This window comes from Oryzibacter oryziterrae, from assembly GCF_021864535.1.
In the GTDB taxonomy this organism is placed as follows: domain Bacteria; phylum Pseudomonadota; class Alphaproteobacteria; order Rhizobiales; family Pleomorphomonadaceae; genus Pleomorphomonas; species Pleomorphomonas oryziterrae.
Genome location: NZ_JAKJIC010000009.1, coordinates 156,635 through 178,414, shown reverse-complemented (window position 1 = coordinate 178,414; position 21,780 = coordinate 156,635). Strand labels below are relative to the sequence as shown.

Annotated in this window: 21 protein-coding genes; 6 read left to right on the top strand and 15 right to left on the bottom strand. The window is 62.0% G+C overall.

Annotated elements, in window-relative coordinates:
* Positions 1 to 28: 28 nt before the first annotated feature.
* The 5 genes from L2I41_RS11815 to L2I41_RS11795 all read right to left on the bottom strand — a co-directional run bounded on the left by L2I41_RS11815 (position 29) and on the right by L2I41_RS11795 (position 5,292).
* A complete protein-coding gene (locus tag L2I41_RS11815; protein ID WP_237153758.1) occupies positions 29 to 394 on the bottom strand; it encodes a response regulator in 366 nt (121 codons plus the stop codon).
* A 44-nt stretch (positions 395 to 438) separates the two neighbouring features.
* Positions 439 to 924 (bottom strand): chemotaxis protein CheW, encoded by a 486-nt coding sequence (locus L2I41_RS11810; RefSeq protein ID WP_237153757.1) that lies wholly within the window; start codon positions 922 to 924, stop codon positions 439 to 441.
* Entirely contained in the window at positions 921 to 3,722 is a 2,802-nt protein-coding gene (locus L2I41_RS11805) for a hybrid sensor histidine kinase/response regulator (protein WP_237153756.1), read from the bottom strand. The genes L2I41_RS11810 and L2I41_RS11805 overlap by 4 nt, the downstream gene beginning before the upstream one ends.
* A 321-nt stretch (positions 3,723 to 4,043) precedes the next feature.
* Complete coding sequence (gene chpT / locus L2I41_RS11800) at positions 4,044 to 4,712, bottom strand: histidine phosphotransferase ChpT (protein ID WP_237153755.1); 669 nt, start codon at positions 4,710 to 4,712, stop codon at positions 4,044 to 4,046.
* Between the two features lie 139 nt (positions 4,713 to 4,851).
* Positions 4,852 to 5,292, bottom strand: coding sequence for a YHS domain-containing (seleno)protein (locus L2I41_RS11795; protein WP_237153754.1), 441 nt, complete (start codon positions 5,290 to 5,292; stop codon positions 4,852 to 4,854).
* A gap of 247 nt (positions 5,293 to 5,539) precedes the next feature.
* On the opposite strand from L2I41_RS11795, the gene L2I41_RS11790 reads away from it, so the two are divergent.
* Together L2I41_RS11790 and L2I41_RS11785 are read left to right on the top strand one after the other, a co-directional pair.
* A complete protein-coding gene (locus tag L2I41_RS11790) occupies positions 5,540 to 6,118 on the top strand; it encodes a DUF1134 domain-containing protein (RefSeq protein ID WP_390634142.1) in 579 nt (192 codons plus the stop codon).
* Positions 6,119 to 6,264: 146 nt separating this feature from the next.
* Positions 6,265 to 7,056, top strand: a complete 792-nt coding sequence (locus tag L2I41_RS11785) for a hypothetical protein (RefSeq protein ID WP_237153753.1) — start codon at positions 6,265 to 6,267, stop codon at positions 7,054 to 7,056.
* Between the two features lie 40 nt (positions 7,057 to 7,096).
* Here the strand turns inward: L2I41_RS11785 and L2I41_RS11780 are convergent, their stop codons facing one another.
* The 3 genes from L2I41_RS11780 to L2I41_RS11770 are packed head-to-tail and all read right to left on the bottom strand — an operon-like array spanning position 7,097 to position 9,038.
* Complete coding sequence (locus L2I41_RS11780) at positions 7,097 to 7,966, bottom strand: metal ABC transporter permease (protein WP_237153752.1); 870 nt, start codon at positions 7,964 to 7,966, stop codon at positions 7,097 to 7,099.
* A gap of 14 nt (positions 7,967 to 7,980) precedes the next feature.
* Positions 7,981 to 8,748: a metal ABC transporter ATP-binding protein gene (locus L2I41_RS11775; protein WP_237153751.1), complete on the bottom strand. Its 768-nt coding sequence runs from the start codon at positions 8,746 to 8,748 to the stop codon at positions 7,981 to 7,983.
* The gene (locus L2I41_RS11770) at positions 8,745 to 9,038 is read right to left on the bottom strand and encodes a hypothetical protein (protein WP_237153750.1); all 294 of its coding nucleotides are present in this window, start codon (positions 9,036 to 9,038) and stop codon (positions 8,745 to 8,747) included. Before L2I41_RS11770 ends, L2I41_RS11775 begins: the two co-directional genes overlap by 4 nt.
* A gap of 385 nt (positions 9,039 to 9,423) precedes the next feature.
* On the opposite strand from L2I41_RS11770, the gene L2I41_RS11765 reads away from it, so the two are divergent.
* On the top strand, positions 9,424 to 10,062 hold the full coding sequence (locus L2I41_RS11765) for a MarR family winged helix-turn-helix transcriptional regulator (RefSeq protein WP_237153749.1): 639 nt from the start codon (positions 9,424 to 9,426) through the stop codon (positions 10,060 to 10,062).
* Between the two features lie 296 nt (positions 10,063 to 10,358).
* On the opposite strand, the gene L2I41_RS11760 is transcribed toward L2I41_RS11765, so the two are convergent.
* The 3 genes from L2I41_RS11760 to L2I41_RS11750 form a co-directional block, all read right to left on the bottom strand.
* Positions 10,359 to 11,657 (bottom strand): hemolysin family protein, encoded by a 1,299-nt coding sequence (locus L2I41_RS11760; RefSeq protein WP_255720175.1) that lies wholly within the window; start codon positions 11,655 to 11,657, stop codon positions 10,359 to 10,361.
* Positions 11,658 to 11,870: 213 nt separating this feature from the next.
* Positions 11,871 to 13,295, bottom strand: coding sequence for a mannose-1-phosphate guanylyltransferase/mannose-6-phosphate isomerase (locus L2I41_RS11755; RefSeq protein ID WP_237153747.1), 1,425 nt, complete (start codon positions 13,293 to 13,295; stop codon positions 11,871 to 11,873).
* Positions 13,296 to 13,492: 197 nt separating this feature from the next.
* The gene (locus tag L2I41_RS11750; protein WP_237153746.1) at positions 13,493 to 14,050 is read right to left on the bottom strand and encodes a hypothetical protein; all 558 of its coding nucleotides are present in this window, start codon (positions 14,048 to 14,050) and stop codon (positions 13,493 to 13,495) included.
* Positions 14,051 to 14,174: 124 nt separating this feature from the next.
* Between L2I41_RS11750 and L2I41_RS11745 the strand changes: the two genes are divergently transcribed.
* Positions 14,175 to 15,248 (top strand): lysozyme family protein, encoded by a 1,074-nt coding sequence (locus L2I41_RS11745; RefSeq protein ID WP_237153745.1) that lies wholly within the window; start codon positions 14,175 to 14,177, stop codon positions 15,246 to 15,248.
* 184 nt (positions 15,249 to 15,432) lie between these two features.
* On the top strand, positions 15,433 to 16,590 hold the full coding sequence (locus tag L2I41_RS11740; RefSeq protein ID WP_237153744.1) for a DUF2336 domain-containing protein: 1,158 nt from the start codon (positions 15,433 to 15,435) through the stop codon (positions 16,588 to 16,590).
* Between the two features lie 61 nt (positions 16,591 to 16,651).
* Here the strand turns inward: L2I41_RS11740 and L2I41_RS11735 are convergent, their stop codons facing one another.
* Together L2I41_RS11735 and L2I41_RS11730 are read right to left on the bottom strand one after the other, a co-directional pair.
* Entirely contained in the window at positions 16,652 to 17,197 is a 546-nt protein-coding gene (locus tag L2I41_RS11735) for an Hpt domain-containing protein (RefSeq protein ID WP_237153743.1), read from the bottom strand.
* An 83-nt stretch (positions 17,198 to 17,280) separates the two neighbouring features.
* Entirely contained in the window at positions 17,281 to 18,066 is a 786-nt protein-coding gene (locus L2I41_RS11730) for an NAD kinase (protein WP_237153742.1), read from the bottom strand.
* 241 nt (positions 18,067 to 18,307) lie between these two features.
* Here L2I41_RS11730 and cutA point away from each other — a divergent pair, with 241 nt between their 5' ends.
* Complete coding sequence (cutA, locus tag L2I41_RS11725) at positions 18,308 to 18,685, top strand: divalent-cation tolerance protein CutA (protein WP_237153741.1); 378 nt, start codon at positions 18,308 to 18,310, stop codon at positions 18,683 to 18,685.
* 55 nt (positions 18,686 to 18,740) lie between these two features.
* Here cutA and L2I41_RS11720 read toward each other — a convergent pair whose 3' ends face one another.
* On the bottom strand, positions 18,741 to 20,429 hold the full coding sequence (locus tag L2I41_RS11720) for a methyl-accepting chemotaxis protein (protein WP_237153740.1): 1,689 nt from the start codon (positions 20,427 to 20,429) through the stop codon (positions 18,741 to 18,743).
* Between the two features lie 267 nt (positions 20,430 to 20,696).
* Positions 20,697 to 21,392 (bottom strand): response regulator transcription factor CtrA, encoded by a 696-nt coding sequence (gene ctrA / locus L2I41_RS11715; RefSeq protein WP_026792093.1) that lies wholly within the window; start codon positions 21,390 to 21,392, stop codon positions 20,697 to 20,699.
* Positions 21,393 to 21,780 lie beyond the last annotated feature (388 nt).

Here is a 21,780-nt window from a genome sequence, read left to right as displayed (position 1 = left end):
GGGCAACGGTCCTCCACTAATTTCTTGCTTAAATGAGCCCGACTTCCTGGAACTTCGCTTCCACGATTTCGCGGTCGAAGGGCTTCATGATGTATTCATTGGCGCCGGCGCGGATGGCGCGGGCGATATGCCCGACGTCGTTCTCCGTGGTGCAGAACACCACCTTCGGAGCTTCGCCGCCGTCGAGCTTGCGCAATTGGGCCAGGAACTCAAGGCCATCCATTACCGGCATGTTCCAATCCAGGAGGATGGCATCCGGCATGGTTTCCTGGCACTTTTCCAGGGCCTGCTGACCGTCTTCCGCTTCCGAGATGGTAAAGGACAGATCCTCGAGGATGCGTCTGGCCACCTTGCGAATGACGCTCGAGTCATCGACCACGAGACAGGTTTTCATTTGTCACTCCTTGGGACCGTTGCAGCGACGGTCAAATTTTCGTCTCAGGCCGCCTCAAGCATGCGACCCAGGACGCGTTCCACGTCGAGAATCACCATGAGCTGACCGGAGAGGCGATGGACACCGCCTGAGATCTCGGCCCAACGACGGTCGAGGTTGGCGGGGTTGGCTTCGCGTCCGGCGGCGTCGAGGTTCAGCACTTCGCCGACTTCGTCGATGATCAGCCCGTAGGACTCACCACGATATTCGATGCCGACAGCCATGATGCCGTGGTTGCCTTCGCGCAGCGGCAGACCGAGGCGGCGACGCATGTTGATGGCGGTCACGATACGGCCGCGCAGGTTCAGAACGCCGGCGATCTCGGAGGCCGACAGCGGCACGCGCGTCATGCTCTCGGGCACGAAGACATCGTGCACCTTGTGGATGGGCAGGCCGAACAGCTGACCGCCGATGAAGACAGTCACATACTGGATCTGACCCGAGTGGGTGTCGTTGGCGGCGGCGCCAGGGGTGTGGTCATTCGCGCTCATGCTGCAATCCCGTAGTCGGCACTGGTGATTTCCTTGAGGGCGGCGATCAGGCCCGGACGGTCGAACTTGGCGACATACTCGTCAAAGCCGGACTGGCGACCGCGCTCGATCGAAGCCGGCGTGCAAAGCGCCGACAGAGCAATGATGGGCGTCCGCTTGAAGCGGGCGTCGCGACGCAGCATCTCGGCGAACTCGAAGCCGTTGACCACCGGCATCTCGATGTCGGAGACGATGACGTCGAACAGCTGACCGTCGCCGAGCAGGCGCATGGCATCGGTAGCCGAAGCGCAGACGGTGACGTCGAAGCCGGCGGCCTTCATGACCGGGCCGAGCATGTTGCGGAAGAAGGCGCTGTCGTCGAGGAACAACAGCTTGCGCGTCAGCGCCGCCGACGAGATTTCCTTGCGCTTGAACCAGTCTTCGAAGGCCAGCGGCAGGTAGTGGCCGATGTCGAGGATCTCGGTGGCCTTGCCCTTGATGACGGCGGAGCCGAGGATGCCCGGGACGTCCGAACCCACCTGGATGTTCAGCGACTCCTCGACGATGTCGACGATCTCGTCGACCACCAGGCCCATGGAGCGGCCGGCGTCGGAGAAGACCAGCATCGGCTGGGTGCCTTCCTCGCGGCGGTGCACGTCATAGTTCGGGTAGACCAGCGGCATGAGCGAACCGCGATACTGCACGAGGTCGCGACCGTTGGAATGCTCGATCTTCTCGATCTCGAACTCTTCGAGGCGCGTGACCAGCGACAGCGGGACAGCCTTGGGTTCGGCCGAACCGGCGCGGAACAGCAGCATGGAGATCTTGGCATCGTTCTCGACGCCACGCTGCTTGTCGGCATCGTGGTGGTCGACCAGCTCGGAGGCGACCGCGGTGCCGATGGCGCTGGCGACGCCGTTGGGATCGATGATCATGATCACCGAGCCGTCACCCAGGATGGTGTTGCCGGAGAACATGGTGATGTGGCGCAGCATCTTGGACATCGGCTTGACGACGATTTCCTCGGTGTGGAACACGCCGTCGACCACCAGGCCGAAGGTGACGTTGCCCACCTGCATGACCACGATGAAGCCTTCGTCTTCGCTCTTCTCAGCCGAAACTTCCATGTTGAGGAGGTTGGCGAGCGGAACGAGCGGCAGCAGCTTGTTACGCAGACGAAGGACAGGGGTGTCCTTGATGCGCTCGATGCGGTGCTCGGAGTTGCTCTGAACGCGAACCAGTTCGACGACGGAGAGCTGCGGGATGGCGAAGCGGTCGCCACAGCTTTCGACGATCAGGGTCGAGACGATGGCGAGCGTCAGCGGGATCTTGATGGTGAAGGTGGAGCCCTTGCCGGCAACCGACTTCAGATCGACCGTACCGCCGATGGTCTCGATGTTGGTGCGGACCACGTCCATGCCGACACCACGGCCGGAAACGGAGGTGACCTTGGCAGCCGTCGAGAAGCCGGGGGCGAAGATGTACTTGTAGATCTGGTTCTCGGTCATCTTCTCGAGCTCGGCCTCGGTGGCCAGCCCGTTCTCGATGATCTTCTGCCGGATGCGCTCCATGTTGAGGCCGCGACCATCGTCGGCGATCTCGATGATGATATGCCCGCCCTCATGATAGGCGCTGAGCTTGATCACGCCCTTCTCGGATTTGCCGACCTTCTTGCGGTCTTCCGGGCGCTCGAGGCCATGGTCGGCAGAGTTGCGGACCATGTGGGTGAGCGGATCCTTGATGAGCTCGAGCACCTGGCGGTCGAGTTCGGTCTCGGCGCCGATCATTTCGAGTTCGATCTGCTTGCCGAGTTCCTGTGCGAGGTCGCGAACGATGCGCGGCAGCTTCTGCCAGGCGTTGCCGATGGGCTGCATGCGCGTCTTCATGACGCCTTCCTGCAGTTCGGCGGTGACATTGCTGAGGCGCTGCAGCGGCACCTTGAATTCGCTGTCTTCGTGACGACGGACGATTTCGAGCAGCTGGTTGCGGGTCAGCACCAGTTCGGACACCATGGTCATCAGGTGTTCGAGCGTCTCGACGTTGACGCGGATCGACTGGCTGGAGACCGAGCCCTTGCTGTCGCCCTTGCTGTCGGCGTCGGAGTCTTCGGTGACGACCTTGGCGGCCTTCTCGACGCGCGCTTCCGGCTGAGCCTGCTTCATGCGGGCTTCGATTTCGGCGGCGACGCGGTTGAAGTCGATGCCTGCCTGCTGCGGTGCAGCGACCACGGGGGCCTCTTCCACAACGGCAGCGACGGGCACTTCCGGCGTCTCGACTTCAACTTCGGTTTCGCGGAAGGCGCGTTCGAGTTCATCGAGGGAGACTTCGCCGGGGCGCAGTTCACGCTCCAGCACCTGCTGGACGAGAGTACCGCCGGCAGCTTCCTTCTTGGGCGCAGGAGCCGCCTGCGGTGCCTTCTTGGCTTCCGCCTTCGCAGCGTCACCAGCCAGGGACATGGCCTCGAGTTGCGAGATCAGGTCGCGATCCTCGCCCTTGGGCTCCTCGCCCTCGTTGGCTTCGAGTTCGGCCAGGATGCCCTTGATGCGGTCGATGGTCTGCAGGATGAGGCTCACGGCGTCCTGCGTCACCGGGGCTCCTTCACGGAACTTGCCCATCAGGGTTTCAGCGGCATGCGCCAGCGCTTCAAGACGTGGCAGTCCGAGGAAGCCGCAAGTGCCCTTGATGGTGTGCACGAGGCGGAAAATATTATCGAGAATTCGTGCGTTATTGGGTTCCTGCTCGAATTTCACGAGCTCAACGTCCACCACGTCGAGCGACTCGTTCGTCTCCGTGAGAAATTCACGCAAAAGGTCGTCCATACTGCACCCCCAAAGAAGGCCCTCGTGGCAGGAGTCTAATCCTGCCGAACCGCACCGGCATCGCGGTCTCTTTGGGGAAAGTGTCCCGTTAAACCGTTAATATTGATTGAAATTCACGAGACGCTGTTGAAACATCTTTACTGTGAGCATCAGCTTGCAGGAATTCAGTATGGAAAACTGCCTAGCGTTGTCTTGAATGCCGAAACGTGCATTTGGCGAGTCTTTGCCGAGTTCTACGGGTGCGTGCAAATGCTGAGGGACGGACACCCTCGCTGCGGAAGGTCCCCGTCCCCTGAGCTTAGCCAGCTTTAACGATGAATATCAGGAGGTTGCGACTTCCGCCGCGACCGGAGCCTTGGCTTCGAAGATCACCGTGGTCTCATCGGTCTTGGCGACATCGATCTCCAGACCTGCCGCACGGGCGAGTGCACCGGCGTAATAGGGCTGGATGGCGTGTGCGTCCATGTGGTCGCCAAGATCGCCCTTCAAAAGTTCGACAATACGCGGCGGAATGCGGGCCGCGGGGCCGGTTGCCTCGATGCGCAGCGTCGGCAGCGGCAAATCGCCCGTGACGGTGATGACCACCTTGCCGCCGCGGGGAATCGCCTGCAGCGACATCAGCAGGAGATTGAGCAGCAGCTTGACCTGGTTCTTGGGAAGCAGTCGGCGAACGGCCTGCCAGTCGATCTCGGCCTTCTCGCTTTCCATGTAGCGCTTGGCCACCGTCTCGGCGTCGCCCAGATCAACCTCAGCGCCGGCCGAGCCGGCCGCGCCAAAGGCGAGGCGCGCAAACTGCAGCTTGGCGGAGGCGGTTCGGGCGCTCTTGCGAATGAGGTCGAAGGCGAAAGCCTTCATCTCTTCGCTGTCTTCCTCATCGAGAACTTCGATGCCGTTGGTAATGGCGCCGACCGGCGAGATGATGTCGTGGCAGACGCGCGAGCAGAGCAAGGCGGCAAAGTCCAGAGCTTCAAACTTGACGGGATCGGACATGAGAAAGTTCCGTGCATGGCGGGGACGACACGATGCGGCGCATGCCGAATCGCACTGATCAGTTCAGCCTTGGATACCCTTGCAAGCCAGCCGTGCCAAGCCGCCATCGCAGAAAGCTGGGCAAAAGCGCCATCGCCGGTCAGTAGGCGAGAAGCTTGAGAACGTTCGGCCATTCCGCCTTGGCAGCGGCGACTGCGGCGGCTGGGTCGGCGATGAAGGTGTTGCGGTCGTCCTCGGACGCGAAGAGGTAGACGCGATTGTCGTAGATCGCGAAAATGATCGGGCTGCCGGGCTGAGGCACGCCGCGGGCAATGCCCAGCGGCGAGTAGCCGCCGAAACCGGGGACATAGGTCTGTGGCGACGAGCGGAAGGCGTCGGCGTTACCCTTGTTGGCAAAGTGCCAGAAGGTGTCCCCGAGGACGATTTCGTTCTCGTCGTTGCCGCGGACTGCGGTACCATCCGTGAAATAGGCGACCGGGTCGTAACCACCCAGCGAAAGGCCCGTGTAGGGGTCGAAGACGATACGCTCGTCAAACGCGAAGCCCGGCACGACCCTTGCGAAAAAGACGAATAGGGCCATAGCCAGGACTGCTTCAATCCTGCTCAAATGTCGCCGCCTTGATGCCTGATTCGCGTGTATCATCATGACCGGATCGGTTGTGCCTGTCGGCAATTGTCGGCCCGTCGGGTATCGGTGAGGTTAACGGCACACGGGGACGGCGGCCGCTGCCAGGTGAGAGGACCGCGAGCCGGCACCGTAGCCCAGGTAGACCGTAAATGTTGCGGCCGGGTCTCATCACCCGGTCAAAGCTGGAGGTTGTTAGGTCATGCGCAAACTGTTTCGACGTGTCGTCGCCCTGGTCGGATTGCTGGTCATGGCCACAGCGTTGCCGATGGCGCCAGCCCTGGCGCAACCGCAAGGCTCCGCCTATTCGTCTCAGGAACTGGTCGAGACCGGCAACAAGTTCTTCGGTCAGGTGTCCAGCGGACTGGCGTCGGTCATCGAAAAGGCCGTTTCGAGCTATGGTCAGCCCAACGGGTATATTCTCGGCCAGGAAGGCGGCGGAGCCATTTTCGGCGGGCTGCGTTACGGCGAGGGCACGCTCTATACCCGCAACGCCGGCCAGTACAAGGTCTATTGGCAGGGGCCGAGCCTCGGCTTCGACCTCGGGGCCGACGGCGCGCGCACCATGATCCTCGTCTATAACCTGCAGTCGGTCGGGGATCTGTTTCGTCGCTATGGCGGGGTGGACGGATCGGCCTATTTCGTCGGCGGCTTCGGTCTGACCGCCTTGCGGGGCGGCGCCACGACGCTGGTGCCGGTGCGGTCCGGCGTCGGCGCACGGCTCGGCGTCAACGTGGGCTATCTGAAGTTTACCCAGTCGGCGACCTGGAACCCCTTCTGAGGAGTGTCACAAGCAAAAATGGACCGGGCCGAATGCATTTGCGATCGGCCCGGTAACCTTGTCTTAAGCTTAATCTTGACCGTTGATAACGTTCAGGCGACAGTCAGGAGGCCGCATATTTCTCGGCCTCGTTGGGTGGCATCGTCGTGATCGAAAGTGTTTTGTTCTTCGTTCTTGGTGTACTTGCCGCCGGATTGCTGGCGCTGCTGCTTTTGCCGGCGCTGAATGCACGCGCGTCGCGCCTTGCCATTCGCCGCCTGGAGCGATCCCTGCCCTTGACCCTTGCTGAAGTTGCGGCCGCCAAGGACGCGGTGCGTGCCGAAATGGCGGCCAAGATGGCTCGTGTCGATCTGGAGCGCGAGCGGGCGTCGACGGCTCTGACGGAAGCCAAACTGGAGCTCTCTTCTGTTCGTGAGCGGATCGCCGTGCTGGAGATCGAGAAGGCGTCCTTCCTTTCCACTGTGGCCGAGCTGGAAACGCGACTGGGTTCGGCGCGCCAGGAAGCGCTGACCGCGGTGGAAGCGGCCACGCGCAGCGAAGCGGACCGGCGTGAGCTCGAGCGGCGGCTTGCCGCTGAGGCCCAGGTGTCCAGCCAGGCGGAGTTCCGCTTCTCGGAAGCGGAGACGCAGGCGGCGGAGATGAAGATGGCTCTGGTGGAAGCGGAGGCCCGTATTGCCTCCCTGTCGGAAGCCATCGCCGATCTGACGTCTGAGCGCCCCGCCGAGGGCATGGTCAACGAGCCCGTGTCGGCCCCGGTCATTCACGTGGACTTTGCCGCGCGGCAGGAACGCGTGCCCAGCGAGGTGGCGGCGCCCTCAGATGACGATAGCCGCAGGATCGACGAGCTGGCTCAGCGTCTCAGGATCCTGCGGGCGCGCAATGTGGCCATGCGCCAACGAGCCGAAGCTGCTGAAACCAGCGGCGGAGAAGGCGGCTGAACTCAGCCGTCGCCTCGTCGGGCAGTGTACAGGCGGCGCCTCAGGCGATCCTGTGGCGTGACGGCAGCCGCGAGGTGACGATGCCGCCGACCGGCCCGAACAGCACGGAAATCAGATAGAAGCTGCCGGCGACGAGAATGATCGCCGGGCCTGAGGGCAGTGACAGATAGTAGGATATGAGCAGTCCCGCGAAGGCCGCCATCATGGCGCTGGCAATGGCCAGGAAGGTGAGGGCGCCGAGCGTACGCGTCCAGAAGCGTGCGGTGGCGGCGGGCAGCATCATCAGGCCAACGGACAGCAGCGTGCCGAGCGCCTGATAGCCGGCCACGAGATTCAGCACCATGATCACCATGAAGGTGAGGTGAACCCAGGCCCCTTGACCGCCGACGACGCGCAGGAAGGCCGGATCGATGCATTCCAGCACCAGGGCGCGCCAGATGACGGCGAGGACCACAAGCGTCACCGAGCAGACGAAAGCGATGAAGACGATGGTTGTGTCGTCCAGCGCAAGCACCGAGCCGAACAGCAGGTGCATCAGGTCGAGCTGCGATCCCTTCAGCGAGACGATGGTGACGCCCAGCGCGAGCGAAATCAGGTAGAAGCAGGCCAGCGAGGCGTCTTCCCGCAACGGGGTCAGACGCGTCACGGCGCTGGCCGCGAGCGCGATCAGCAGGCCGGCGCCGACGGCGCCGATGCTCATGGCGTAGATGTTGAGGCCGGCAAGCAGATAGCCGATGGCCGCACCCGGCAGGATCGCATGGGCCATGGCATCGCCGGTCAGGCTGAGGCGGCGCAGCAGCAGGAAGACGCCGATGGGGGCGGCCGTTACCGAGAGGATCAGGGTGCCCACCAGTGCGCGCCGCATGAAGGCGAAATCGGCAAACGGCTGGACAAGGTCAAACGGGGACATCAGGACTCCGGCACTCAAGCGGCGTGGGTGTGGTGATCGTCGCAATAGGGCGCGGCGTCGATCCAGGCTTCGGTCATGTGCCTGGCTTGCGAGAGGTTGCCGGGTGTCAGCACATCCCTGGTGGGGCCGTGGGCGACGAGACGTCGGGCGATCAGCAGGGTTTCCGGAAAGTAGGTCCGGACGTCCGCAAGATCGTGCAGCACGGCAAGTACCGTACGCCCTTCGTCCCGCCAGCGCAGGACGAAGGCCATCAGGTCTTCCACAGTTCGGTCGTCGATGGCGTTGAAGGGCTCATCCAGCAGGATCAGGGGCGAGTCCTGCAGCGACAGGCGGGCGAACAGGACCCGTTGCATCTGGCCGCCGGAGAGCGTGTTGAGCGTGCGGCGTTCAAAACCCGCAAGGCCGACGGTGCCGAGCGCCTCGGCCACAGCAATGTCGTCTGCCCGGCGAAAGCCTCCGAAGGGGCCGCGGCGGTGCCACAGGCCCATGGCGACGAAATCGAATACTGGTAGCGGGAAGCTGCGCTCCAGATCGGCCTGCTGCGGCAGATAGGCGATGCGTCGGCGGGCGCAGCCGCCGATCTCGATATGGCCGCCCATGGGGCGCAGGAGACCGACGACGGCCTTGAGCAGGGTCGACTTGCCGGCGCCGTTGGGGCCGACGATTGCGGACAGCGAGCCGGCCCGAATCTCCGTGCTGATGTGATGCACTGCGGGATGCCGGTCGTAACCGATGGTGGCATTCACGAACTTGATGGTGGCTGAGGCGGGCAAGGCGGTCATCCCATCACCAGGACGGCAGCGGTCCAAATGAAGATGATGGCAAAGATGGCCAGGGCCATCCGGGCGAGAATGCCCATGCGCATCATGGACGGGAAGGTCTCGACAGTGCGGGAGGCGGCCGGCGTCGGCCGTTCGATGGAGCGGGAATCGAGATCCAGGCCGATGGCGTAGAGGCCTTCGGTTTGCGTCGAGGGTTGGTCCTGATGGCCGTGATGATCCTGACGCCCATGATCGTGAGCGTGGTGGCTGTGATCATGGGTACCATGATCATGGTGGTGGTCATGCGCCATCGGAATGCGGCCTCCGGGGTGTCGCAGTTTCGCTTTTCAACTGTGACAAATTAAGCACGGGTTGCATCTTCTTTTTTGATTAGAAAATCAGCAGGCCCGAGATTTAGGCGAAGATGCGTGAATTTATCGCACCAAGTGGTTTGTACCCATGTTACGATATAACATTACGTTGGGTCAAGCCGTCCTGGGGGTATTGTATGCAAGCTTGGCTTGGTGCCACTTCGATCATATGTGGCATTTGGAGGTAAGTTAGTATTATCTTGTGATCGTTGCGGTCCAAAGTGCGCAAAAAATGCCAAATGAAATAGTGATAATGTTGGCCTCTTGCATTTGGTATGAAATTCCTGTGTGGCGTGCTTTGTGAGTGAACGGGAATATTTCTCTGTTGATTGATTGGCTGTTTATTTTTGTGAATTGCCGCGTCGCGGTTGGTTGTCGTGATTTTGCTTGGAATCCATACTTGCAAGTATTATTTTATTTGACTAATGCGTTGTTGGATCCTTCCAACCACATCGAGTATGAAGTCGCAAATATGATTCCGGTTCTGAAAATCAACGTTGCCCCGGAAGGCAATTCGGACGTTCCTCTTGTGCCTGATGTGATGAAGACGGTGCTTCTCACGTATGAGTCTGTGATCGACTCCGTACGTGATGAGATAAAGGCAGCCGAGTTGACCGAGCCCCAGTGGCGGGTGCTCCACGAACTCGCGGTAAAGTCGCCGATGATTGCATCGGAGCTTGCAGCCAATACCTTTGTCCGTGCTTCCAGCCTGTCGCGCATCCTGAGGGACCTTGAAGCCCGCGATTTGATTTCGCGTGCTCAGCAATTCGAAGATTTGCGAAAGACCCAGGTGTCTCTGACGGAGTTCGGCCGGGCGGAAATCGCAGCCATCGAAGCCAAGTACAACGAGGTCCTCAGGTCGCTCACCAGCAAGGTCGGTCCGGAGACGATCGAGGGTTGCGTGAAGGCCTGCCTGGCGATCGTCAGCCATTTGGCACAAGGTCAGGGGCAGGACGGCGAGTAAGGTTTCGTGGCGCTGGCGAGTGAGGGGGAGGCCCGGGGCTCGCCTAGCCTCCCGTGAGGTGTCCGGGACAGGTGGTTGGAGGGTGCTCCTCACAAGCTGGGGGGCGAGTCACCATGCCCGCACCTTGCGCCTGATTTGCCCCCGCCGCATGCGGCTTGCGTGTCCGGCGGGGTAACTCGTTTTTCGCAAATGCTTGCGCAGCGGCTCGAGGGGCATTTCGAAAGCCGCATGGGCTCCATAGCGGCACCGGACGTTCGGCCGAAGATTGCCGGCTTGTGGGGCTTTGATCCCGGGAATCAAGCTTCGCTTGGCATCGACACCAGCAGCTTGTCGATGCGGCGTCCATCCATGTCCACCACCTCGAAACGCCAGCCGCGCCAGGTGACGATGTCGCCGGTGGACGGAATTTCCTTGGAGACGGAGAGAACGAAGCCAGCGAGCGTCTCGTAGTCGCGGTCGGGATCGTTCAGCGCCTTGAGGCCGATGCGATCGGCAACGAGGTCGACGCCAAGGTCGGCATCGATCAGCCAGCTGCCGTCCTCACGCTCGACGATGGAACTGGCGTCCGAGCCGGACTGTTCGCCGAGATTGCCGATGATGGCTTCCAGGATGTCGGCGGCGGTCACCATGCCTTCCACCGAACCATATTCATCGATGACCATCACCATCTGCAGCGGCGACTTGCGAAGGGTTTCCAGCACGTCGAGGGCCGAAGCGGTGTCGGGGACCATGTCGATTGGGCGGATGCGGCTCTTGAGGTCGAAGGCTTCACCGCGCAGCTTCTGGTCAAGGAGGTCCTTGGCCTGGACGACACCCTGCACCATGTCGATGGAGCCGGAGAAGACCGGGTAGCGCGAGTGGGACGAATTGGCGATGGCTTCGATGATGCGGTCGCGGTCCCAATCGAGGTCGATGCCGGTGATGTCCGGGCGCGGGATCATGACGGCGCGAATGGAGCGATCGCCAAAGCGCATGACGCCGGCCATCAGCTCCTTTTCCTCGGGTTCAAGGATGCCGGAGTTGGTGCCTTCGGCGATGACCGCGCGGATCTCCTCTTCCGTCACCCTTGCGTCGCTGTTCTCCGGGATGCGGAAGAGGCGCATCAGCACATGGCTGGATTTCTCCAGCAGGAAAGCGATGGGGCTGGCGAAATAGGCGATGGCCGCGAGGGGGCGGGCCACGAAGGCGGCGACCCCCTCCGGATTGGACAGCGCGATGCGCTTGGGCACCAGTTCGCCAATCACCAGCGACAGGAAGGTGATGGAGCCAACCACGACGACGATCGCCAGCGCATCGGCGACGGATGCGGGGATGCCGAGGCTGACGAACCAGGCATTGAGCGGATCGGCCAGCGTGGCGCCCGAATAGGCGCCTGCGAAGATGCCGACCAGCGTGATGCCGATCTGGACGGAGGAGAGGAACCGGCCCGGATTTGAGGCAAGGGACAGCGCCGTGCGGGCTCCCTTGTTGCCGGCTTCGGCCATGGCCTCAAGGCGGGAGCGGCGTGATGACACCACCGCAAGCTCTGACATGGAAAACCAGCCGTTCAAGACGAGCAGGCAGAATACGATCCCGATTTCGAACAGGTAACCCATTGTCGTCTCGGGTCGCTACCCCGTTTCCCCTTTGCTGAAATCCGTCAAAGCTCTGTCCCTGCGCGGGCTGGACAGGCCGAAAAACCAAGCCGCTCGCTGCCGGACGGGCCGGCGGCGCGCGGCGAGACAGAGGATAATGATCAACCGACCGTTTCGCTAGTGGGCTCTGGCAGATTTGCAGGGCCCGCAGCCGAGCGGCTGACGCATGGATCCTCAGGGACGGCTGTAGACGTCGTCGAGGCGCTCGATGTCGTCATCGCCGAGATAGGAACCGGTCTGTACTTCGATGAGCTCCAAGGGGATGCGGCCCTTGTTGGACAGGCGATGTACGGTGCCGAGAGGCACATAGACCGACTCGTTGATGGTGACGATGCGTTCGGGCTGGGTGTCGATCTGGATCGAGGCCGTGCCGTTCACCACCACCCAATGTTCGGAGCGGTGAAGATGGCGCTGCAGCGACAGGACGCCACCCGGATCGACCACGATGCGCTTGACCGCAAAGCGGGCGCCGGCATCCACCGATTCCAGATAGCCCCAGGGGCGATAGTCACGACGATGGATCGTGGCCTCGGGGCGGCCCTTGGCCTTCAGCGTGTCGACCAGCGTCTTCACGTCCTGCGCCCGGTCGCGCGGGGCAACCATGACGGCGTCGGGCGTGGCGACGACGAGGAGGTCTTCGGCACCGACGACGGTGGTCAAGATGCCGCTGCTGTGGATCAGGCAGTCCTTGGAGGCGATGGCGACGGCGTCGCCGTGCAGGGCATTGCCGCTCTCGTCCTTGTCGGAGACCTGCCAGATGGCATCCCAGGCGCCGACGTCGGACCAGCGGAAGCGGCCTTTCACCACGGCGATCTCGCGCGTCTTTTCAATGACGGCATAGTCGATGGAGGTCTTGCGGGCTTCCGAGAAGCTGGCCTCGTCGAGACGCCAGAAGCCGATGTCCTCGCTGGCCCGGTCAACGGCCCGGGCGGCGACTTCCATGATGTCCGGCGCGTAGAGGGCCAGTTCATCGACCATGCGGTCGGCACGGAACAGGAAGTTGCCGGAGTTCCACAGAAAGCCCTTCCTCATGTAGTCGAGCGCGGTGGACGCGTTCGGCTTTTCGACGAAGGCTTCAACGAGACAGAGATCCTCGTTACCGTCGAGCGGCTTGCCGGGGTTGATGTAGCCATAGGCGGTCTTGGGTTCGGTGGGAACCAGACCGAAGACGACGATCTTGCCGACCGAGGCGGCTTCCAGGCCGAGGCGAACGGCGTCGCGGAAGATCTCGTCGTCGAGCACCACATGGTCGGCGGCTAGAGCCATCACGACGGAGCCGGGGCGCGTCTTTTCAACGAAGGCGGCGGCCGCAGCCATGGCCGCGGCCGAATCGCGGCGGGCGGGCTCAAGAACCACGGTGGCGTTGACGCCGACGTCGCTCGCCTGCCGGCGCGCGAAGAAGCGGAAAGCGTCGGAGGTGACGACCACGGGATCATCGAAAAGGTCGCCGGCAGCCACGCGCTTCAGGGTCTGCTGATCGGTGGAAAGTTCACCGACAAGCGGCTGGAACTGCTTGGGAAAGGCATCGCGCGAAGCGGGCCAGAGCCGGGTACCGGAACCACCGGCGAGAATGACGGGAACAATTTTTGCCACAGGCATGTCCTTGAAATAGCAAACGAACCAATCAGGGAGACAGAGGCGGCACAGTCTCGGCCCGCAGCGCTCCGCTTCCCTGCAATACGCAACTCGCGCGTCCGAACCTTACAGGACGGATGCGCCGGTGTGGACGCCGATTTTGCTTCGGCTCAAGCCAACAGCCAGTAAACGGAAGTGGCAGTGATATGGCTAGTCCAAATTCATGACAAATAGTGCGTAAATCCATGCCATCTGGCGTGAAATCGGCTGGAGTCGTCGTCTTGTTGTACAAAGGCCAGCAGGCGATGGCTTGCGGCGGTCAGCAAGACATTGGCCGCGACGAGGTCGAGAGCCGGGTTAACCTTTGTGGCGGGGGATGGGCCCCAATGTGTTTCCAGAAGCTCCGGTGCAAGCCCTATGGCTGTCAATCGCTTGGAGGGAAGCTGACGCCAGGGCAACGACATGGCGGCACCTGCGCCTGCGACAAGGGCGATGATCTCAACGTGCCCCTCATCGACGCCGGCAAGCGCTTCCGCGACAGCAAGTGCGGCGGAAGTCTTTGATATAATGTCGGTTTCTTCGTTGGCGGTCAGGATGATCGCACGCAGACCTTGGGCGATCAGCTCCTTGATTTGCTCGGGCGACGGGGCGTTTTCTGTGGCTTCGCTCAAAAAGGATAGGGTCTTGCGGGAAATTACTATGGGATTTTTTAGTATTTCGTGGCGATTGCCGAAGATTTCCGTGCAATTTCCAGAAAGATATTGAAAGGCAAACGGCATTTACCATTCCTTAACCATATTGGCGGAAGTTCTTAACAAATAACTAACCGAGGTCGGGTTCCTGTCCAAGTGTCTTTGTTCCGCGTCTCTGGCATCCGCCCGGTAAACTAGCTGGTGGAATGCAATGAAACCCGTTTTCCAGTGGGTATATGCGCAACCGCCCCAGCGGACGGTGCCGAACACCTCGACGAGCAACGCCGGTATTTCCGGGCGTATTCAGCAGGCCTTTGATGCGGCCAGCGACAGCACCGGCACGTCCTTCCAGTATCTTCTCGACACAGCCCAACGCGAATCGGCCTTGAACACGGAGGCCAAGGCGAGCACATCGTCGGCCACCGGTCTGTTTCAGTTCGTCGAGGGCACGTGGCTCGAGACGATGAAGCAGTCGGGCCCCGAGCTCGGGCTGTCGCAATATTCCGACCAGATCACGCAGGACAGCCGCGGTCGCTACTTCGTCGCTGACCCGAAGGCGCGCGATGCGATCCTGTCGCTGCGCAACGATCCCGAAGTAGCTTCGTTGATGGCGGGTGCCTACACGCGCAAGAATGCCGAGTTTCTGCAAGGCAAGCTTGGGCGCGAGGCGACCTCGGGCGAACTCTATATAGCGCATTTCCTGGGCGCGCAGGGGGCGGCGCAGCTGATCAACTCGGCGGCCTCCTCGCCGAATCAGTCGGCGTCGGAGTTGTTTCCCAAGCAGGCAAACGCCAACCGGGCGATTTTCTACGACAAGGGACAGCCGCGGTCCGTCTCCGAGGTCTACGCCAATCTGGTGGCCAAACACGGCAATGACTCGCCGTTGGTGCCCGCGAGCGACCGGGTGATGACGGCCTTCGACGCACTGGGCGTCAATGGGGAAGGGGACCCGACGTCCGGTCTTGCCTATGCGGACGGCACCGGTGCGACGAATGAAATCAAGTCCGGCTGGAAGGCAGCCGATAGTTCAGACGCTTTTTCCTCGCTGTTCCGCAACAATGTCTCAAAGAACCCGGTGGCGGCTGCTGCCTTCTGGCGCGGATTCTCGCAGACGCCCGGCATGTTCGACGTTGCCGTGGCCGTTGACGCCGCAGCCATGGCCAAGTCTGCCGATTCCGCCGCCCGCCTGAGTGCGGCCTTGCGTGCCGTGCAGCCCGGTCAGATTCCGCCGACAGACCTGAAGGACGGACCGCTCGATCTGGCGCAGTTCCTCAAGGACAGCTGACTGCCCGCTGTCTTCCGACGGCAAGGCTCCGCACGATCATGGTTAATTGTTATGATGAACCAATCTTTAACACCCCGCATGTGAACATCGGCAGGAAGGCAAAGCGGCCGCATCAGGTCTTTGGTGCGATTGCGTTTTCGCCGGACTGCTGACGATCGGGTGACCCATGGTGGTGTTGCGGCTGTTGGACTGGTTGGAAAAGGCGCCCTCTCAGGCTCGCGCGTCTGCCATTCCGCCGCTGGTGCGCAGCTACTTCCAGCCGCAGCAGTCGGCTCCGCGTCGCGAAGCGATCGAGACGGCGCTGACGATGTTGCTGGACGATCCGTCGATCGACGTGCGGCGCAGTTTTGCCGAAGCCATCGCCATCCATGAAGCCGCGCCGCGGCACATGATCATCGCCCTGTCGCACGACCTGCCGCTGGTGTCCGAAGTCATCTTCCGCAGGTCGCCCTGTCTCATCGACAGCGAACTGATCGAAGCGGTTGGCTCCGCCGGCGCCCGTGTTCAGGTGGCGGTGGCGAGCCGGCCGTGGATCTCCTTTGCCGTTTCCCAGGCCATTGCCGACGAGGGCGACCGTGAGGCCGTTCTGGCGATGATCGCCAACGAGGGCGCGGATCTCGACGAAATTACCTTCCGCACCATTGCCGCGCGCTTTGGCGAGGATGGCGACGTGCGCGAGGCGCTGTTTGCCCGCGATGACCTGCCGCTGGCGGTGCGCCAGTCGCTGATCGCCTCGCTCGGCGCCAAGCTCAACCTGTTCCTTGTCACGCGGGACTGGATGCCGGAGAAGCGGGCGCGCAACGTGGTGCGCGACGCCTGCGACAAGGCGACGGTGCTGCTCGCCCATGATGCCGACGAGGACGATCTGGAAGCCCTCGTGCAGCATCTGAGGGCGTCGGGGCAACTGACCACGTCGCTGCTGATCCGCTCCATGTGCCAGGGGCACTTGCGCTTCCTGGAGGTGGCCTTGTCGATCCTGACGGGCATTCCATCGCCGCGGGTCTATGCCTTGCTGGTGGACGGACGGGAGGCGGCGCTGCGGGCTCTGTTCGAACGGGCCGGTCTGCCCGAGCGGAGCCATGCGGCCTTCATCGCTGCGCTCGAAGTCTGGCGGGAGCTGGAGTATGACGGGGCCATCGGCGATCGCTTCCGCTTTGCACGGCGGATGGTGGAGCGGGTGCTGACCCGGTACCAGCAGTTCGCGCAGGCGGATGTGGACGATCTCCTTGCCATGCTGCGGCGCCTTGCTGCAGAAGCGGCGCGCGAGGCGGCGCGGGCGCAGATGCGCCGGGCGCGCGATGCCGCGGCGGCCAACGCAGACGATCTGTCACAGGCGGCCTGACGGTCGCCTGAAGGATTTCAACCGAAATGAGATCAGAAGCCTGCGGGCGATTGCGCGCGGCTTACTCGTGATCGTCGACGAAGAGTTCGTCGTCGGTGGCTTCGGGGATGCCGTGGACGGCCAGATATTCCTTGGCCACCGCAATCAGGGCGGCCGACAGCTGCGAGCCGATCCTGTCGTTCTCGTCCTTGGCCTTTTCGCGGAAGATGGCGCGGACGGCGTCCACATGCTGAGCAATCAGCTCTGCCGGCTGGGGCTTTGTCTCGTCAACGCGTTCAAGGATGTTGCAGAGGCTGCCGGCAACCTGGGACGCCAGCGGAAAGCCGAGGGTGGTGGCCTGCCCCTTCACGTCATGCACGGCGCGGAAAAAGGTCTGCTTCTCGGTCCCGGCGCGCAGGCCGACGGCAAGCCAGGCCTTGTGCGTCTCGGACATGACCTCGATCTCGTCCTTCATCCAGTCGTCGAAATGGGTCGACAGGATCTGAAGGGCGGTTTCTGCGCGCTTGACCGGATCATCAGCCGGCGAACGGCTGCGGATCTCGCGAACCTTCTTTCGGAGGTCGTTCTTGGCCTCTATATACTCGGTCGCCTCGGCTGCAAGCGGCATCTTCGTTTCCATCCGGCTCCCTGCTGGACGAGACAGTCCTGATGGCCATCATGCCTGCCGGCCCTTAAGGAACAGTTTCCCGATCAGGTTCGAAACTGTTCGACCAGCACTCGCTCTTCCCAGCTGTGGTCGCGGTCGAACAGGATCAGGCTGCGCTGGCGCACGTCTTCCTTGACCGCGACGCGCAGCACATCGCGCACTTCCTGATGGTCGGCCGACACCGAGACGGGGCGCTTCTCCGGCTCCAGCGTATCGATGATGATCGAGCAGCGGTTGGGGATGACGGCACCGCGCCAGCCGCGCGGCCGGAAAGCGCTTATGGGCGTGACCGCCAGCAGGGGCACGTGGATCGGCAGGATCGGCCCGTGGGCCGAGAGATTGTAGGCGGTCGAGCCGGCGGGCGTGGAGACCAGCACGCCGTCGCAGGCCAGTTCCTCAAGGCGCACCTTGTCGTCGATCGTGATGCGCAGCTTGGCGGCCTGGTAGGTCTGGCGCAGCAGCGAAACTTCGTTGAAGGCCTTGGCCACGCGGGTCTCACCGGCCACGTTGGTGGCGTGCATGGTGAGGGGATGCAGCGCGGTGACCACCGAGTTGGACAGGCGTTCGCGCAAGCCCTCAAGCCGGAACTCGTTCATCAGGAAGCCGACCGAGCCACGGTTCATGCCGTAGATGGGCTTATCGGAGTTGATGAACTGGTGCAGCGTCTGCAGCATCAGGCCGTCGCCGCCGAGCGCGATGATCGTATCGGCCTCGGCCGGCGTGACGGCGCCATAGCGATCGACGAGGGCGGTGCGGGCGGCCTGGGCCTCCTCGGTGTCGCTGGCGACAAAGGCAAGCCGCTCGAAGGACGGAAGATGGCGGTGGGACATGGCTCTCGCTAGCGGTTATTCTGGCTTCGTCACGGTGTTCCACCGAACGCCTTGTCATCGTTTGCGGCGCTGCCGGTGTCAAGTCAGTGAGGCACCGGCAAGGTTTGCGCTTTCCCTGAGAGGGCTAATCTTCCGTCCGGATTTCAAGGAGATAGCGCAGCTGACGCGTGAATATGCTTAACTATTTTCATGCAATGCTCTAGCATGGGTTCATTGAAAAGCAAACCATTCCGAGGACTGCATGAGTCGGCCCCCTCTTGACCTTCGCATTGTCAATGTCACTTGCCCTGATCTCGATGTTGCCAAGAAGATTGGTCGCCTCGTGGTGGACCGTCGGCTGGCTGCCTGCGCCAACATCGTGCCGGGTGTCTTCTCGATCTATCGCTGGATGGGGGAGGTGAACGAGGACGAGGAAGTGCTGCTGTCACTCAAGACGCGGGACGAGTTCGTCGAGTCCCTGTTCACGGCAATCGTCGCCAACCATCCCTATCAGCAGCCCGCGATCGAGGTTCTGGGCGTGGAGGCCGCCGGGCGTGGTGTTGCCGCCTGGATCAAGGCGGAGACCGGCGGGGAAGCGTCGGTGAGCCTGCCCAAGAGCTTCAAGGGCGCGGAAGACTGACCGCCGCCCGGTGGTGTGACCGGACGGCACTTGGCTCCAAATCGCAAGACTGGTCTCAGGCAGCTCGTACGGAACTGGCAAAGCCCTGGACGCGCCGCTTGACGTCTTCGGTCTGCTGGGCGAGCTGGGTCATGCGGGCGAGAAGCGTTGTTGCCGCGTCCCGGGTCTGACCGGCGGAGCCTGCCACGTCGGCGATGTTGCGCGAGACTTCGCGTGTGCCTGACGAGGCCTGGACGACGGCGCCGAGGATCTCGTTGGTGGCGATGCCCTGCTGGGTGACGGAGTCGGCGATCGCCGTGGCGGTCCCGCTCATCGACTTGATCTGATCGGTGACGAGGCCGATCACCGACACCACCTCGCCGGTGGTCTCCTGGATGGCCGAGATCTGCGCCGAGATTTCCGACGTGGCCCTGCTGGTCTGGTCGGCCAGCCCCTTCACTTCGGCAGCCACCACGGCGAAGCCCTTGCCAAGTTCGCCGGCCCGGGCGGCCTCGATGGTTGCATTGAGGGCGAGCAGGTTGGTCTGGCTGGCGATGTTGGCGATCAGCTGAACGATGTCGCCGATCTTCTCTGCGCCTTCGCTGAGACTCTTGACGATTGTCGCCATGCGGTCGGCCTGGGTGACGGCGCTCTGGGACATGGTGCTGGCGTTCTCGACCTGGCGGGCAATCTCGTTGACAGAGGCTCCCAGCTCTTCGGTTGCGCTCGACATGGCGGTCACATTGGCGGTCGTTTCCTCGGCGGCCGAGGCGACGGCCGTCGACTTTGCCAGCGTCGAGGCGGAATCGGCGCAGAGGTTGTCCGCGATGGCACGGACGTCGTTGGTGGCGGTCGCCAGGTGATCCATGATGTCGCCGATCTCGCCCTCGAAACGCGAGGCGGTGATCGCCAGGAAGTCGCGGCGTTGGGCTTCGGCGGCGGCGCGCTGGTCGGAGGCTTCAAGCTCGAGCGAGCGATTGCGCAGGAGGTTGTTCTTGAAGATGTGGACGGCCTCGGTCATGTGGCCGATTTCGTCCTTTGCCTTCGACGACGGGACGGCCGTGTCGAGGTCGCCACCGGCGAGGCGCAGCATGACCTGCGTCAGGAGCTGGATCGGCCGGGCGATCAGGTTGCGACCCGCAAGGATGCCAAGACCCAGGGCCAAGAGCACGCCGACGACGGCGACCAGGGTCAACTGCCTCTCGCTCGCCCCTGCTGCATCCAGAGCGCCCTGGCGCAATGCGCTCATGCGGTCTGCCGAATAGGCATTGTAGGCCTTCACCGCGGTGGTGACCTGCTTTTGCTTGTCGAGGCAGCCATCGAGCGCCTGCTTGACGGCAGCCTGATCGGTGGCCTTGCTGGCGGCGACGTCGACCATTGCCCGCACCGACGCGAAATAGACGTCCAGTGCACTGCGCACGTCGTTCAGCAGCCCTGCTTCCGTGGCGTCGGCGGAGGCGAGGATGATCGGGAAGCGATCGCCCATCTCCTGGATGCGACGTTCAGCTTCAGTGCGGAAGTCGGCCGATCGGTTCGGTTCCTGGGCGAGTTGGTAGGTCATCCGGCTGATGGCGATGACGTCGATGCGCAGGTCCATGGCCTCGCGCGCTGCAGCTTCGCCCTGTCCGACTTCCACCATCGTTGTCGACAGTCGCTCGAACTCCATGCGCCCGAACATGGCAATCACGACAGCTGTCGTGCTGACGATGATCGTCAGAGTGATGATCTTGGCCAGGATGGACAGGCGCCCAAGAAGTAACAGCATGGAGTGACCTCGATGGAGAGAAATATATATTGGTTGATGTTTTTCAGAGTTTGCCGGTCAAGATAGAACAAATAGTAAATATGTCCATTTCAAAGGAAATATTTGAGTGTCGTCGGTTAAATACTGAAAATATTTTCGCTAGCAGGCAAAGGATATATTGAATTGAATGAATAGTTCAAAACAAAAAAGCTCCGGCGAACCGGAGCTTGTCTGTATTGCAGTCCACCCGCAAAGGGGAAACGCGCGGCTGCGAACATACTGTTTGTGTCAGACGGCTTCCTGGATCTCGTCCGGCTCGCGCAGCACATAGCCGCGGCCCCAGACGGTCTCGATGTAGTTGCGCCCGTCAGTGGCGTTGGCCAGCTTCTTGCGCAGCTTGCAGATGAAGACGTCGATGATCTTCAGCTCGGGCTCGTCCATGCCACCATAGAGATGGTTCAGGAACATTTCCTTGGTGAGCGTGGTGCCCTTGCGGAGCGAGAGCAGCTCGAGCATCTGATATTCCTTGCCGGTCAGATGCACGCGGTTGCCGTTGACTTCCACGGTCTTGGTGTCGAGGTTGACCACGAGGTCGCCCGTGACGATGACCGACTGGGCATGACCCTTCGAGCGGCGCACAATGGCGTGGATGCGCGCGATCAGCTCGTCCTTGTGGAACGGCTTCGTCATGTAGTCGTCGGCGCCGAAGCCGAGGCCCCGCACCTTGTCTTCGATGTTGCCCAGGCCTGACAGAATCAGAATCGGGGTCTTGACTTTGGATACCCGCAGCGTGCGCAGAACCTCATAGCCGGACATGTCCGGCAGATTGAGGTCGAGCAGAATGATGTCGTAGTCGTAGAGCTTTCCAAGGTCGATACCTTCCTCACCGAGGTCGGTCGTGTAGACGTTAAAGCTCTCGGACTTCAGCATCAGCTCGATGCTCTGTGCGGTCGCGCTGTCGTCCTCGATCAGCAAAACTCGCATGCCTAAATCCCCTTTTTCTAGGGCCTCGGACCCGACGTTCTGTCGGAAGCTCGGCTCCGGCTTCAGCCGGTCAAACACTATCGGATCCAAGGCTAGCGTCTAATGGTTAACAAATTATGATTCTTGCCTGCAAGGGATTTGAAAAATATACCCGTATTTTTCTGTCATACCCTTCAGATTCCAAGCAAAATCCGACTCAAGACCGCTCACGCAGCACATTAAGATTTTGACCTAAGTGACTCAGCTGACTCAGTCTTGAATCCTTTTCCACAGGCCCTCCGCCGATCAGCCGCGATGGCTCGGGACATCTGACAAATCATTAACGACCTCTCTTAACGAAGGGTTACACTGGCTCATCAAATTCGAATCACCGGGAAACGTTTTTTCG

Bases quoted from the DNA above. Each gene is read 5' to 3' on its own strand.
- L2I41_RS11815 (WP_237153758.1), bottom strand. From the start codon at position 394: ATGAAAACCTGTCTCGTGGTCGATGACTCGAGCGTCATTCGCAAGGTG.
- L2I41_RS11810 (WP_237153757.1), bottom strand. From the start codon at position 924: ATGAGCGCGAATGACCACACCCCTGGCGCCGCCGCCAACGACACCCAC.
- L2I41_RS11805 (WP_237153756.1), bottom strand. From the start codon at position 3,722: ATGGACGACCTTTTGCGTGAATTTCTCACGGAGACGAACGAGTCGCTC.
- chpT (WP_237153755.1), bottom strand. From the start codon at position 4,712: ATGTCCGATCCCGTCAAGTTTGAAGCTCTGGACTTTGCCGCCTTGCTC.
- L2I41_RS11795 (WP_237153754.1), bottom strand. From the start codon at position 5,292: ATGGCCCTATTCGTCTTTTTCGCAAGGGTCGTGCCGGGCTTCGCGTTT.
- L2I41_RS11790 (WP_390634142.1), top strand. From the start codon at position 5,540: ATGCGCAAACTGTTTCGACGTGTCGTCGCCCTGGTCGGATTGCTGGTC.
- L2I41_RS11780 (WP_237153752.1), bottom strand. From the start codon at position 7,966: ATGTCCCCGTTTGACCTTGTCCAGCCGTTTGCCGATTTCGCCTTCATG.
- L2I41_RS11775 (WP_237153751.1), bottom strand. From the start codon at position 8,748: ATGACCGCCTTGCCCGCCTCAGCCACCATCAAGTTCGTGAATGCCACC.
- L2I41_RS11770 (WP_237153750.1), bottom strand. From the start codon at position 9,038: ATGGCGCATGACCACCACCATGATCATGGTACCCATGATCACAGCCAC.
- L2I41_RS11760 (WP_255720175.1), bottom strand. From the start codon at position 11,657: ATGGGTTACCTGTTCGAAATCGGGATCGTATTCTGCCTGCTCGTCTTG.
- L2I41_RS11755 (WP_237153747.1), bottom strand. From the start codon at position 13,295: ATGCCTGTGGCAAAAATTGTTCCCGTCATTCTCGCCGGTGGTTCCGGT.
- L2I41_RS11750 (WP_237153746.1), bottom strand. From the start codon at position 14,050: ATGCCGTTTGCCTTTCAATATCTTTCTGGAAATTGCACGGAAATCTTC.
- L2I41_RS11745 (WP_237153745.1), top strand. From the start codon at position 14,175: ATGAAACCCGTTTTCCAGTGGGTATATGCGCAACCGCCCCAGCGGACG.
- L2I41_RS11735 (WP_237153743.1), bottom strand. From the start codon at position 17,197: ATGCCGCTTGCAGCCGAGGCGACCGAGTATATAGAGGCCAAGAACGAC.
- L2I41_RS11730 (WP_237153742.1), bottom strand. From the start codon at position 18,066: ATGTCCCACCGCCATCTTCCGTCCTTCGAGCGGCTTGCCTTTGTCGCC.
- cutA (WP_237153741.1), top strand. From the start codon at position 18,308: ATGAGTCGGCCCCCTCTTGACCTTCGCATTGTCAATGTCACTTGCCCT.
- L2I41_RS11720 (WP_237153740.1), bottom strand. From the start codon at position 20,429: ATGCTGTTACTTCTTGGGCGCCTGTCCATCCTGGCCAAGATCATCACT.
- ctrA (WP_026792093.1), bottom strand. From the start codon at position 21,392: ATGCGAGTTTTGCTGATCGAGGACGACAGCGCGACCGCACAGAGCATC.